This window comes from Lentzea sp. NPDC060358 (assembly GCF_042725365.1).
Taxonomy (GTDB): Bacteria; Actinomycetota; Actinomycetes; order Mycobacteriales; family Pseudonocardiaceae; genus Lentzea.
The window spans coordinates 1-12,469 of record NZ_JBHXCW010000002.1 but is presented as its reverse complement, the minus strand read 5'-3'; the positions used below and the strand labels follow the sequence as shown (position 1 = coordinate 12,469).

The 12,469-nt window shown below is 68.4% G+C and carries 14 protein-coding genes; 8 read left to right on the top strand and 6 right to left on the bottom strand.

Annotation, left to right across the window (positions count from 1 at the left end; genetic code table 11):
- Positions 1 to 45: 45 nt before the first annotated feature.
- Entirely contained in the window at positions 46 to 2,040 is a 1,995-nt protein-coding gene (locus ACFWGZ_RS00685) for a condensation domain-containing protein (RefSeq protein ID WP_382449324.1), read from the bottom strand.
- Between the two features lie 166 nt (positions 2,041 to 2,206).
- A complete protein-coding gene (locus ACFWGZ_RS00680; protein WP_382449323.1) occupies positions 2,207 to 2,587 on the bottom strand; it encodes a winged helix-turn-helix transcriptional regulator in 381 nt (126 codons plus the stop codon).
- 801 nt (positions 2,588 to 3,388) lie between these two features.
- On the opposite strand from ACFWGZ_RS00680, the gene ACFWGZ_RS00675 reads away from it, so the two are divergent.
- Both ACFWGZ_RS00675 and ACFWGZ_RS00670 read left to right on the top strand, forming a co-directional pair.
- A complete protein-coding gene (locus ACFWGZ_RS00675; RefSeq protein WP_382449322.1) occupies positions 3,389 to 3,652 on the top strand; it encodes a hypothetical protein in 264 nt (87 codons plus the stop codon).
- A gap of 4 nt (positions 3,653 to 3,656) precedes the next feature.
- Positions 3,657 to 4,025, top strand: a complete 369-nt coding sequence (locus ACFWGZ_RS00670; RefSeq protein WP_382449321.1) for a LuxR C-terminal-related transcriptional regulator — start codon at positions 3,657 to 3,659, stop codon at positions 4,023 to 4,025.
- Positions 4,026 to 4,443: 418 nt separating this feature from the next.
- Here the strand turns inward: ACFWGZ_RS00670 and ACFWGZ_RS00665 are convergent, their stop codons facing one another.
- A complete protein-coding gene (locus ACFWGZ_RS00665; protein ID WP_382449320.1) occupies positions 4,444 to 4,635 on the bottom strand; it encodes a hypothetical protein in 192 nt (63 codons plus the stop codon).
- A gap of 172 nt (positions 4,636 to 4,807) precedes the next feature.
- On the opposite strand from ACFWGZ_RS00665, the gene ACFWGZ_RS00660 reads away from it, so the two are divergent.
- Both ACFWGZ_RS00660 and ACFWGZ_RS00655 read left to right on the top strand, forming a co-directional pair.
- On the top strand, positions 4,808 to 5,167 hold the full coding sequence (locus ACFWGZ_RS00660; protein WP_382449319.1) for a hypothetical protein: 360 nt from the start codon (positions 4,808 to 4,810) through the stop codon (positions 5,165 to 5,167).
- 571 nt (positions 5,168 to 5,738) lie between these two features.
- Positions 5,739 to 6,203 carry a peroxiredoxin gene (locus ACFWGZ_RS00655; protein WP_382449318.1) on the top strand — a complete coding sequence of 155 codons (465 nt, stop codon included), beginning with the start codon at positions 5,739 to 5,741 and terminating at the stop codon, positions 6,201 to 6,203.
- Between the two features lie 148 nt (positions 6,204 to 6,351).
- Here ACFWGZ_RS00655 and ACFWGZ_RS00650 read toward each other — a convergent pair whose 3' ends face one another.
- Positions 6,352 to 7,074, bottom strand: a complete 723-nt coding sequence (locus ACFWGZ_RS00650; protein WP_382449317.1) for a TetR/AcrR family transcriptional regulator — start codon at positions 7,072 to 7,074, stop codon at positions 6,352 to 6,354.
- A 277-nt stretch (positions 7,075 to 7,351) separates the two neighbouring features.
- Here ACFWGZ_RS00650 and ACFWGZ_RS00645 point away from each other — a divergent pair, with 277 nt between their 5' ends.
- The 3 genes from ACFWGZ_RS00645 (at position 7,352) to ACFWGZ_RS00635 (ending at position 9,013) form a co-directional block, all read left to right on the top strand.
- Positions 7,352 to 7,600 carry a hypothetical protein gene (locus tag ACFWGZ_RS00645; RefSeq protein ID WP_382449316.1) on the top strand — a complete coding sequence of 83 codons (249 nt, stop codon included), beginning with the start codon at positions 7,352 to 7,354 and terminating at the stop codon, positions 7,598 to 7,600.
- A gap of 50 nt (positions 7,601 to 7,650) precedes the next feature.
- A complete protein-coding gene (locus ACFWGZ_RS00640) occupies positions 7,651 to 8,004 on the top strand; it encodes a hypothetical protein (protein ID WP_382449315.1) in 354 nt (117 codons plus the stop codon).
- A gap of 121 nt (positions 8,005 to 8,125) precedes the next feature.
- Positions 8,126 to 9,013, top strand: coding sequence for an NAD-dependent epimerase/dehydratase family protein (locus tag ACFWGZ_RS00635; RefSeq protein ID WP_382449314.1), 888 nt, complete (start codon positions 8,126 to 8,128; stop codon positions 9,011 to 9,013).
- A gap of 115 nt (positions 9,014 to 9,128) precedes the next feature.
- On the opposite strand, the gene ACFWGZ_RS00630 is transcribed toward ACFWGZ_RS00635, so the two are convergent.
- Entirely contained in the window at positions 9,129 to 10,637 is a 1,509-nt protein-coding gene (locus ACFWGZ_RS00630; RefSeq protein ID WP_382449313.1) for an RICIN domain-containing protein, read from the bottom strand.
- A gap of 193 nt (positions 10,638 to 10,830) precedes the next feature.
- Positions 10,831 to 11,427, bottom strand: coding sequence for a CGNR zinc finger domain-containing protein (locus ACFWGZ_RS00625; RefSeq protein ID WP_382449312.1), 597 nt, complete (start codon positions 11,425 to 11,427; stop codon positions 10,831 to 10,833).
- 80 nt (positions 11,428 to 11,507) lie between these two features.
- Here ACFWGZ_RS00625 and ACFWGZ_RS00620 point away from each other — a divergent pair.
- On the top strand, positions 11,508 to 12,469 hold a 962-nt coding region (locus ACFWGZ_RS00620; protein ID WP_382449311.1), incomplete at its 3' end, for an MFS transporter.

Sequence of the window (12,469 nt, the reverse complement as noted above, 5' to 3'; positions counted from 1 at the left end):
TCGCGCGTGGCTCCGAGAGCGAGCGGTACCGCAACGCGGCGTCGCTCAACCGACGACCGGGGTGCGGACCGGGAGGCAGAGCCCGGCCACCACGCGCAAAGGCCAGGGCCCCAACAGGTCGTCTGGCGTGGGACCCTCATAACCCTGCTGCGCCAACCGTTTCACCGCTGCGGGGGCCAGCACGGCACGGCCGCCCTGGCCGACGTACGAAGACTCCAGATCGATCACGCTGTCGCCCAGAGCGCCCCGCAGAGCTCTCACCAACGCCTCGTTGCGCGCACTTGTGTCCAGTCCGCGCACATCCGTCACCATCGCGCCCGCGGCGAGCGCGGCCGACTGCACGGCCGCTGGGGCGTCGAGCCACACGAACTCGTGCGGGCACATGAGGTCCTTCTCCACGCGCAGGGCAGCCAGGACGCGCGCCCGGACTTCCGCCTGGACGTGCGACCGCCCGGCGAGCCGAGCGAGGAGCGTCCCTCCCCGCAGAGGACGCTCCTCGACGGTGACACGAGCTGACTCGACACCCTCGACCGAACCGATGACTCGCTCCAGTTTCGCCGTGTCCACCCAGCTGTGATCGACGTATGCCCACTTTTCGCTGCGCCGGAAGGTCGGCAGCCCGAACCGCGCGACCACATCCGAGACGGTCGCATTCGCCAGCTCCGCGTCGTTCGCCCAGGCGATGAGGAACTGCTCCATCCCATTCAGCAATCGGTCGATCTGCTCCTCCTCGATCACGCTCTTGTGCGCGACCAGATCCAGGACCACGTCGCCGTTCATCGGATAGGCCCTGAGGCAGAGGTCGGTCTCGTCGTCGCGCCAACGACAGTCGAGCCTTTTCATGGTGCTGCCTGGCAAAGGTCCGGCTGGCACGTCCCCGGCCTGCAACGACTCCTCAAACCGGTCACCGCAGTTGAGGATGACTCCCAGCCGGATCGGCGCACCACGCCTCAGCTCGACCTGCGCTTTGCGGTCCCGAAACTCCAGATAGGAGTACTGCGCGTGCCTGACTCCTTCGAAGATGCTCTTGCGACTCTGCAACACCAGTTCGGCGATCGTGGCGTCAGGATCCACACCTACCGGCACCAGAGCTTCCTGAAAGAAGCAGCCGACGGAGTCCAGAACCTCCTCGAACCGGTTCGAGAAGTTCATCCTCATCACAGCGCCGGGGTTTCCGGACAGGGCGGCAACGGCGACCGCGAAGACCGCAGAGATCCGCGAGGAAAGGGTGAAGTCGCGCTTCCGGCACATCTCCCGCAGAGCCGAGAAGAGCTGTGGAGAATGGAGGGTGACCCGCCGGTAACGCTCACTGACGTTTTCCTCGCCATCTCGGACCACGAACGGCCGGAAGCGCGGAAACTGGGCCGCTGGCGCGGAATCCAGAACGTCGCCGCAGTGCCGCAACGCTCTGCGATGCATCGAGTCGTGCACCCCAGACCTCTGGTGCCGCGCGAGCTCGAGCGGCTGGATCCCCATCGGCCGCACACCCGTCGCGGCAGCTTCCTCACCTCCGGGGAGTCCCAAGTGCTTTTCCAGATCCGCCCGGAGCACCGGTATGCTGGCCCCGTCCACCGAGATGTGGTTGAAGATCAGGACGAGCACCGTCGCGAGACCGCCCTTGACCGCGACACCGGCGCACAGAGGAAGATCCACGGCCGGATCCATGGGCAACGAGAAGAGCTCGTGAAAGATCGCCTCGACATCCTCCGGATCATCGCCCTCCCAGCGGAGGAACAGCAGATCCTCAGAGCGATCGAGCACCATCTGGTAGGGAATGCCGTCTCGGTCCAGAGGGTAGAGGGTGCGCAGCGCCTCGTGACGGGAGACGAGCTTCCGAACAGCCGCCAGCACGACCTCAACTTCCACCCCCGCACCGGGAATCGGCAGGATCATCTCGCACTTCGCGCTGTCGAGGTCGGGCAGCGGAAGGTGGTACGAGTACCAGTACTTCTCCTGAGACCACATCAACGGCGCTCGGCGCACGCCAGCCGATCCCGAAGGATCCGAACCCTCGACCGAGACTTTTTGCCGCAGAATCACCGGACTCCTCACCAGACCAGGAAGCGAACATGCGAACCGGCGCTCGGGTGACGAACGAACGCTCACGCCGTTGATCACGCGCAGACGACCGACCGGCCCCTGCCATGGCCCCGCCCACCGCAGCGTTGACGTCCTCGCCGACGGGCTCGAGTAGTCGCCCTGGAAGTCAGTCTCCGTCCAGGTACATCGACTCCGCGATGTTCCGGACGTTGCTGAGGGAGTACTCCGCGGACCGCCGCGAGCCGGCACGAACGTGACCGGGGCGCCCGCCTGCGGTCTGCCGCTCCGACTGGTTCGCCTCGACCTCGAGCGCGTTGTCGTCGGCCCAGTCCCACAGGGCAGTCAGGGGGTCCTTGAGGGATCGCCCAAGGTCAGTGAGCCGGTAGAACACCTGCGGCGGCACCGCGTCCTCGACCCGGCGGAAGATCAGCCCGTCGACCACCAGGGAACGGAGTGTCGCGGACAGCATCTTCTGGGAGATCCCAGGCAGGCGCCGCCGAAGCTCGGTGAAGCGGACCTCCCCGACGACCTCGCCGAACACCCGCATGGTCAGCACCGTCCACTTGCGACAGACTCGGCCGAACAACGAGCCTGCGCGCTCCACTACATCCGACGCCTCTTCGCGAGCGATCGATTTCATCGCAGGTTGACCACCAATCCTTGATCGTTGCCGCCGGTCCCGTGTCCCCTCGGCTAGGAGTTAGGCGAGCGTTCTCGGCTCCAGGAGACCTCATCTGAGGTGGCATGATGCTCGACTTTCGCGGCCGGCGACGGATCGCCAGCCGGGCAAGTCACGGGTTCCCTGTACCGGGACGCGGGGCCGTGCCCTCGTGGACACCACTTCACGTGGAGCAGGTCCAGGTTCGTGACGAGAGCCGGAGCGGCCACGTCGCCCAGCGCGCGAAGACTTCACGGCTGTTCTCGACCTGGATTGCGCCACACCTCAGCAGGAGACAGCGCCTTCAGCTTTGAGATTCGGAATTCTGGAGCCGCTTCTCATTGAACGGCACAGGAGCCCGATCCGGCTCACCTCGGGCAAACTGCAGACCTTCCTCACCGCGTTGCTCGTCAGGGCGAACGAATGTGTGTCCGTGGAAGATCTCTCCGAAGGACTGTGGGACGGTGGCGGCTCGGGCCTCACGCGCCGCACCGTACGCGTCCACGCGCTGTGGCTGCGGAAGATCCTCAGCGACGACCACGCCGGAGGGCGTACCGGCCGCCCGTCGCACGTCCGCGAGCCGGGGCGGCTCCTCGTCCAGGCCGACGCGACGCGCGTCTCCCCTCTGATTCCCGCGGGGAGGTATCGCAAACGGAACGCGCAGGGATCGCGATTCCACATGATTGCCGCATGGACACCACTAGCACCGGGAACGGGGACGTGAACAGCGCGATCGACGTCGGACCACGTGACAGGCGAATGCCGCGGCAGGTCGCGCTCGTCGCGACCCTGGTCGCCAATGCCGGCATCGGCCTCGGCACCACCACGCCCGGCCCGGCCGCCCCGGCCGACACGATCGCCGCCACGACCAGCGGGTGGGAGAGGCCCGGTCTGTCGGAGGGGCGACGGGCCGAACTGGTTCGACGTTCTCCGCACCCGCGTGCAGAGAAATGAAGAGGTGAACGCCGAGAACGCGGCGTTCAGCGGCCTCGGACCGGCCGAGGTCGCCGGCGCCGGGGACCTGGTGGACTGCGCGAGATGCCGCACCGCGGAAAGCGCAGGCCTCCGGCCGCATCACCGCCTGTCCCGGCTCGACTCGATGATCCTGGAAGCCGTCGCGACGGGTCTCTCCAGCGTGCGGATAGCCGATCGCCTGCACCTCAGCAGGCAGGCGGTCGACTACCACGTCAAGGGCATGCAGCGGCGCTTCAACGCGGTCAACCGGGTGGAGCTGGTGTCCAAGGCGTGTGTCACCGGAGTGCTGGACGTCGGTATGTGGCCACCGAAGGTGCCCTGCTGCTTCGTCCTGGGCCAACGCGTGACCTGAGCTCGCGAATGTTCGCCCACCTGCTGTTCAGGTCTCGGCGCGTTCGGCGAGGACTGCGTCGACGTCGACCGAGCGGGACTTGGTCGCGCTGTTTTCCAGGCGCGCCGACGCGAGCAGGCCGTGCACCAGGCGGTCGAGCCGGTCAATCTCGCCGAGGGTGTCGTCGAGGTCGTGGTGCGCGTCCGGGGTTCCATATTCTCCAGGCGCAGCCGCAGCGCGGTCAGTGGTGTCTCCACCTGGTCGGAGGCTTCGGCGGCGAACGAGTTCTGGGCGGCGAGCAGGTGGGACAGCACACCGTCGGCGAAGGCGACGTGGCGTGTTCCAGTGCACGCAGAGGGCGGGTGCCCCGGCGGGAGATCGCGGCCCCGAGCAGCGCGGCGAGAACGAGGACCGCAGCCCCGGCGAGGGCGAGGATTAGTCACGTCTGACGGACGTGCGCCGGGGCCGCGGTGGTGGACGCGGTGATCCGGACCGCACCGCGCACAACGGGTCCGGACGCGGCCAGGCGGGTGATGGTGACGACGTCGCCGGGATGGCTGCCCAGGGCGGGCCGATTGCGCAGGGCATCGACGATGTCCGGGGAGACCGACAGACCGGCCGAACGCGGCACGGTGGTGCGGGAGTCGATGAGCAGCGCTTGACATGTCGATGCACCGGTCTTTCAAGTGCATCGACATGTCAAGCGACCAGCGTGAAGGCGTCTGCTGCTTCAGGCGCCTTCGAGCTTCCATGTCAATTACTGGGCGACTATTTGATCAAGGTTGAGGAGGTGTGACGCGCCAATGAACCTCGATGACGTCCTCGACCCGGTCAACAACTTGTTCCGCCGCATCGTCGGCGGCATCGAGCTGCCCAACGCGACGGGCCTGGCCCGCATCGACCGCGACACCATGCGGCCCCGGGTCGACGACCAGCGCTTCAGTCAGCGCGGCGGGGGTGCCCGCGCCGCGCTGAGCATCGCCTACAGCCTCACCCTGCTCAACTACACGCTGCAAAACGCCCTGCCGTCACTGCTCATGGTCGACTCGCCGCAGAAGAACTACGGCGCCAACGAGCTCGATAAGGCCCTGTCGTACCGGGTCTACCGGAGGTTCCTGGACTTGATGCAGCAACGCGACGACGGCGTGATCCCGCAGTCCTGACAGCGCCCCTACCAGCTCATCATCATCGACAACGACATCCCCGACGACATCGCCGCACGGATCAAGGTCCACCGATTCACCCGCGACAACGGCTTTCTGCGCGACCTCACCCACCCTCACGGTCCGCCGGCTCCCGCAGAACAGCTCATGCTCGACGGGTTCACCGGTACCGACGACGGCTGACGTGCCATAGCGGCACGCTCCCACGGCACGTGAACGGGCTGGTGCACGACCGCGAACGACCCGCGCGCGGCAGCACGTCCCCGTGCCCGGCCAGGCTCCGACCCGGGCTAGCTCAACTAGGCCTGGCTCGCTCCAGCATCGAGCTCCTCGTTCGTCACCTGCCCACCCTCTGTGCGGAGCCGACACTCACTCGGATCACTGAGGCGCACGTCATGTCGATTTGCGCCGACGGGTGGCGCAAGGCACCACTGTCCACAGGGCAGTGCTCCGAACGGCCGTCACCTCTCCGGTGCAGTCTCAGAATCGACGAGACCATCGAGTAAGCCTCGGGGCCGCACCCTTTCTCCGCAGGACCAATCCGCGCCGCGCACGACTCCGAACCCCTCGCATGAAGCAAGGAGACATCGCGCCGGACTTCACGCTTCCTGACGACGCCGGCGTACCGCGCACGCTGTCAGACTTCCTGGCCACCGGCCCGGTCGTCCTGTTCTTCTACCCGGCCGCGATGTCCGGCGGTTGCACGGCCGAGAGCTGCCACTTCCGCGACCTGGCGAAGGAGTTCGCCGACGTCGGCGCACACCGGATCGGGATCAGTCCCGACGCCACCGGGGCGCAGCACCGGTTCTCCACCACCCACGGCTTCGGCTACCCGCTGCTGTCCGATCTGGACGGCGCGGTTGCGAAACAGTACGGAGCGTGGCGCCGGTTCGGTCTTCTGCACGCCAGGAGACGCACATTCGTCATCGACACCGACCGTGTGATCCTCGAAGTGGTCAAGAGCGAGCTGGGGTTCAACGCTCACGCCGACGAGGCACTCGCGGTTCTGCAGGAACTCGCGGCCAGGCACGCTTAGCCGAAGCCCAGCGGACGCATCCGGAACGAATGGGCAGTCGAGGCACTGGCCCGTTCATCTTCAGGGAGCGGCGAGGTCGCCCGCTACGTCACCGAGCACGACAACGAGCGACTGCACAGCATCGTCTTCGCCTCCGCGGTCCCGCCGTTCATGCTGTAGTCCTGCGCCCACCCCAACTGCAAGCCCTGCGGCAGGGCATGAGCGCCTCCGCTGTCGGCGGGAGCTCGTCATCCTCCCGCCCGGAGTTGCACCTGCGCGACCCGTCGGCCCGCGTCGTCGGGGATGAAGCCTCGGCAGCGCTGTGCGTCGCCTGCCGGATGAAGTCGATCGCCAGCTCACGCGGATCGAGTGCGCCTGGATCTCGTCCGCTGACGACCCAGAAGAACGCCGGTCCGACGAGCCTCGCGGTCGCCTGCGGCATCGAGAGCGACAGAGATCCTGCCGGCAGCGCCCGTTCGAGGACGACGGCGGCGCTGTCCCCGATGGGGTCGTTGCCGCGCAACAGCTCACCGACCGTCGCGTCGTGCTGGGCCTCCCCGACGAGGGCCCGGTAGGCACGCCCGGCGTCCGAGGTGGTGAGGAAGACGATCAGCGCGTCGAGGTAGGCGGTGAGGTCGTCCACCGGGTCCTGCCGGTGCGGCACTTCCAGCTCCTGGCGGGCATCGGTCGCGCTCGCCTCCAGCAGGATCTCCGCCTTCGTCGACCACCAGCGGTAGACGGTCTGCCGCGAGACCCCGGCCCGCTCGGCGATGCCCTTGAGCGTGACGGCACTGTACCCGAGCTCGACAACGAGGTCGTCGACCGCGTGCAGGATCGCCGCGCGAGCCTGCTCACTGCGCGGGCGCCCGACCTTGCCGTGCTCGCTGCTCATCTTCGCTCCTCAACGGCCGTACAGCACACGGACCTTACATTGCAGGGCAACGTGTACCGAAACCCGAAGCTGACGTCACATGCAGCAAAGGACGGACAAGATGCCTCACAGGGGTTCTCGATGGCGTCGACCAGCAGGTTTGGTGATCGCAGGCCTGGTGCTTCTGGCTGTGCCCCTTCCCGCGCACGCCCTCGGAGCGCAGTCGGCGCCACTGCCACCCGCGCCGACCCCAGCTCTGATCGGACCGCTCGACCCGCGTGTCCAGTCAGGTTCGGCGGTGGTCAAGAAGGCGAAGGCGTTCCTCGCCAAGCTCAACGAGTCCCAGCGCTCACGCGTGCTCCAGGACTACTCCCTGGCCAACGCGGCCAGGTGGCACACCTACCCCGACTTCGCCCTCGGCGATCTCCGCCTCGGACTCAGGGTCTGGATCGAGCTCCGGATGGACGATCCCTGCTCCACGGTCGAGACCGCACCGCACACCCTCTGGCGCGGCAAGGTGAGCGACTACGGCGGCACCCGCGAGTAGCGAAATCTGACAGTGCCGTCGTCTTCGGCGGCACCGTCCGATCCGGCGCGGTGCCGGCATGCGCGTGCGTCGCGACCGCGCTCGTCGTCGGCCTCGTCGCGGCGACCAACCTGGCAGCGGCCAATGCGCCCTACTTCGCCTGTGCCGTCTGGCTGGTGGTCATCCGGACTGGCTTCGCCCTGCCTTGTCTGAGCGCCGAACTCTCCACCGCCCTGCCTCCCCAGCAGGTCGGTGTCACCGGCAGTCTGCAGTCCATCGCCCGCGAACTCGGCAGCACATTGGGCGTCGTCGGCACCATCCTGACCAACAGCTTCACCGCGAACCTTCCGGCCGCAGCCGGGAACCACGAGCCCGCTCCGCACAAGGCGGCCGAAGCGCTGGCCGCGACGTCCGGCGACCGCTGAGCCAGATCACACGACCAAATTACTAGACACCATGCACCGATACATCCTACCGTTACAGGACACGGTGCCCCGAAATAGCGGGGCCCGAAGTCGCCCGCACAGGGCGGAGGGAGAGCACGTCATGCGCGTCTTCATCACCGGTGCCACCGGCTGGATCGGATCGGCCACGGTCGACGAACTGCTCCAGACGGGTCACGAGGTCATCGGCCTGGCCCGGTCGGCCGCCTCCGCCGCGACGCTGACGGCCAAGGGCGCCACGCCGTGGGCGGGCGACCTCGACGACATCGACGCACTTCGGCGTGGCGCTGCCGGGGCCGAGGCCGTCGTGCATCTGGCCAACAAGCACGACTGGGCCGACCCCCGGGGCAACGACCGCACCGAGCGACGTGCCGTGGAAGCCCTTCTGCGCGGCCTCGAGGGCACGGGAGGTCCGTTCGTCGTCGCCAACGGGCTTTCCGAGATCGTCGAGGGACGCCCTGTCCTGGAATCGGACGCATCCCCCGCGGTCGGCCCGGACTCCGACCGCGGGGGCTCCGAGAACCTCGTGCTGGGCTCCCCTGAGGTCCGCGGCATCGCCGTCCGGTTCGCACCCAGCACGCATGGACACGGCGACTGGGGGTTCGTGAACTGGCTGACCAGCGCAGCCGTCAAGCAGGGCGTGTCCGGATACATCGGCGAAGGAGAGTCCGAGTGGTCCGCGGTGCACGTCACCGACGCCGCTCGCCTCATCCGGCTCGGGCTGGAGAACGCCCCCGCCGGTACCCGCATGCACGCCGTCGCCGAGGCGAGCGTCTCGACGAAGGCGATCGCCGAAGCGCTCGGCAAGGTGCTCCGCCTGCCGACGGCATCGATCGATCCGGCCGACGCCGACGCGCACTTCGGCGTCGTCGGGCACTTCTTCGGGCAGACGATGACCGCTTCCAGTGAAGCCACCCGCGCAATGCTCGGCTGGGAGCCCACCGGACCCGGTCTGATCGACGACATCCTCGCCGGCGCCTACACCGACTGACGCGCCAGGCAGCAGAACCACGCCGTCCTGGTCCGCGTGCAGCAGGTCGTTGTCCTCGTGGCAGGGCACCTCCGTGGTGTTCCGCGCCCCTGCGCTGACGCATCGGGCACGACGATCAGACGGGCGTGCGTTCCCACTGCTGGTTGGTGCCTGTGTTGCAGGAGTACTGCTTCAGGATCGCACCGTCCGCCGTAGAAGCGGCCGGCACGTCGACGCACTTGCCGCTGTGCCGTGCCCGCAGCTGGAAGTAGTTGCCGTTGGCGACCATCTGGAACTGCTGGTTGGCGCCGCTGCCGCAGGTGTACTGGACGAGTTCGGTGCCGTCGCCGGTCGACGCACTGGTGACGTCGAGGCACTTGCCGCTGTGCCGGCTGACGATGCGCCAGTAGCCGCTGCCGGCGTCCTGGAACTCCCATTGCTGCCAGGGGTTGCCGTTGTAGATGTACTGACCGACGCGTGCGCCGTTCTGGGTGTTCGGTTGCTGGACGTCCATGACCTTGCCGCTGTGCCGCGCGGTGATCCGGTAGTACGTCCTCACAGGTGGGTTCGTGCTGTCACCCCAGGCGTACCGGAGCCGCTCGGCCCCGGAGGGGTTGCGGACGGTCAGGTCGAGGGTGGTCCCGCTGCCGCTCATGGCGTACATCGAGTAGTGGTCGTAGCCGATGTTGCCGGGTTTGCCGCCGACGGCGGGCCAGTAGGTGCCGCCCATCCTGTTGTCGCGCATGACCTGGGCGATGGCTCGGATGTACCGCACGAAGTTCTCACCGCTGTTCGCATCGCCGTAGTCGAGGCCGGTGGACATGGGTGCGCCGAACTCGGTGACGACCGCGCGGGAGGCGCAGTTGCCGAGCCGCGTCTGGATGTGGGCGCGGAACTGGTCGTACGTCATCGCCTCGTAGAAGAAGGCGTAGTGGTGGAAGGAGAACAGCGTCGAGCCGAAGCGGCTGTCGGTGCAGACGTCCCGCAGGTCCTGGCTGTAGCCGACGCCACCGACGAGCACCCGGGAGGGCACCGCCGAGGTGTGCCGGCCGAGCCAGTTCGCGGCGACGTCACGCCATTCCGCCGAGCTGTAGCCGACCGGCTCGTTCATCGGCTCGAAGTAGACGTTGCCGTTCGAGCCGTAGGTGTTGGTCACGCTGGACCACATCGCGTTCCACGCGTCCATGTTCGTGATCCTGCCGCGGGAGGCGGCGCCGTCCTCCCAGTAGGCGAGGATCACCTTGAACCCGCGTTCGGTGGCGGCGTCGACAGCGCCCCGGTAGGCGTTCCACCAGGTCGTGTCGGCCACGGTGTGGGTGTTGACGGGCAACCGGACGGTGTTGACCCCCAGGGTGGCGGCCATGTCGTCGTAGACGGCGTTGGCCTTGGCGCGCACGGTGGCGTTGCTGTCGGACTTGTTCAGCCCCTGCACCACGAGCGCGGTGGTGCTGAAGTTGTCGCCCAGAACAGCCCAGTTCATGCCGCGGAACTGGCTGGTGGCAGCGTCGGCCGGGGACGCGGTGACGACCAGGCCCAGCGAGGCGGCGAACGCCGCCACCACCAGGGCGGCCGTCGATCGGCGCGACGGCCGGGTCTTGCGCGGTGGTCCTGCCCGGTGACGACCGGGTGCGGTGATCATTGCCATGAGATGCCCCATCACTAGTCGTCCGGATGCCGTCGCGGCGGCGGACGAATGCGACGCTGTCCGGTGGACGGCGCCGGACAGAACAGCTCCCCGGCAACGATCGCGGATTCCCCTGCGATCGTCCAATGTCGGCTTCGGAATCGTCGAACCGTTCGACGGCTGCGCCGGCCGACCCGGTCCGCAGGTGCGACGGTCAGCCCGGGTTGTTGCGACTGCGGTAGGCGGCGACGCTGACCCGGTGTGCGCACGCACGAGTGCAGTACTGCTTCGAGCCGTTGCGCGAGAGGTCCACGAAGGTGCCGCGGCAGTTCGGCCCGGCGCACGCGCCGAGACGGTTCGGGCCCAGGGTCGCGATCACGGAGGCCAGCGCGCCGAACATGGCCGCGGCCAGGTGGGCCGAGCAGCGATCGGTGCCGGAGACGACCTCGGTCCGCCAACCGCCGTCGCCCACGCGCAGCACCGGGGTCGCACGGCTGCGCCGCAGACCGTCGTTGACCAGGGCCACCGCTCCTGCCGCGTCGGTGCTCGCCCGTTCCAGGACGGCACGCACCGTCTCGCGCACCGAGCGCACCTCCGCCAGGTCCTCCTCGGTGAGACTCCACCGGGCACCTGCCGCGTGCTGCTCGGCCGGCTCAGAAGGCTTGACCGGCCCGAGCGCGGGGTGGTCGTCGAGGAAGTCGTGGAGCTGCCCCACGGACTCGAGGAAGTCCTCTCCCCTGACCGGTTTTAGGGTGTTGGCGAGGTCGACGGCCGACTGGACCACCGAGGTGTCGTAACACGCATCAAGCATTTGACGTGTCTCACCGCCGTTCGTAGTGTGACATTCCTAGTTGGTTTTACATGTCACACGCTACCGGGAGGAGGGCGACCGTGCCGCCTGACGAGACTGACGGCGACAAGTCGGACCGCGTCCCGGACGGGCGCCGTCTCGGACTGGTCCTGGGGTTGCTGGTGCTGCCCCAGTACGTGGCGCTGGGAGCACCGTCGGTGGCACTGCCGGAGATCGCCCGCGGGCTCGAAGTCCCGTTCGGAGCCACGGCGTGGGTGCTCGCGGCGTGGTCGCTGACCTCGGCGCTCGCGATGCCGATCGCGGGCGGGCTGATGGCCCGGTGGGGCCCGATCCGCGTGCTGGTCGCCGGGGTCGTGGCGCTCGCCGCGGGCTCCGCGCTCGCGGGAGCGGGACCGAGTCTGCCGGTCGTGGTCGCCGGTCGGCTGGTCGGCGGCGCCGGAGCGGGAGCGACCGTGATCGCCGTCTTCGCCCTGGCCACCGCCGTTGCCCACCCGGAACGCACCCGCGCGCTGGGAGTCATCGCCGCCGTCAGCGCCACGGCGTCGGCCTGCGGGACCCTGCTGGGCGGGGCGGGGACCGAGTGGCTGGGCTGGCGGGCGGTGCTGGCGATCCCCGTCCTCGCGCTTCCGGTCCTGCCGGCGGTGCTGCCGCGCCGGCGCATCACCACTCATGTCGCCAACAGCGCGGCCGAGCGGTTCGACGTGCTGGGTGCGGCGATGCTGTCGGTGGTCGCCGCCTCGCTGATCGCGGTGCTGCAAGCGCACTCGGTCGGCCTGTCCGCCGAGGTGGTGGTCGTCGTGGCGGCCGCAGGGACTCTCTCCGCCGTCGGCCTGTGGTGGCGTGTGCGGCGCATACCCGGCGGATTCGTGCCGAGACGCGTGATCGGTGCCCGCGGTTTCCTGTCCGCCGGATTCGTCGGCGCGACGGTTTTCGCCGGCTACTACGGGGTGCTGTTCGTCGCTCCCTCCCTGATCGAGAGGGCGACCGGTGGTGGCGCGCTGCAAGCCGGTGCCCTCCTGCTCCCCGCCGCCGCGTGCTCGGT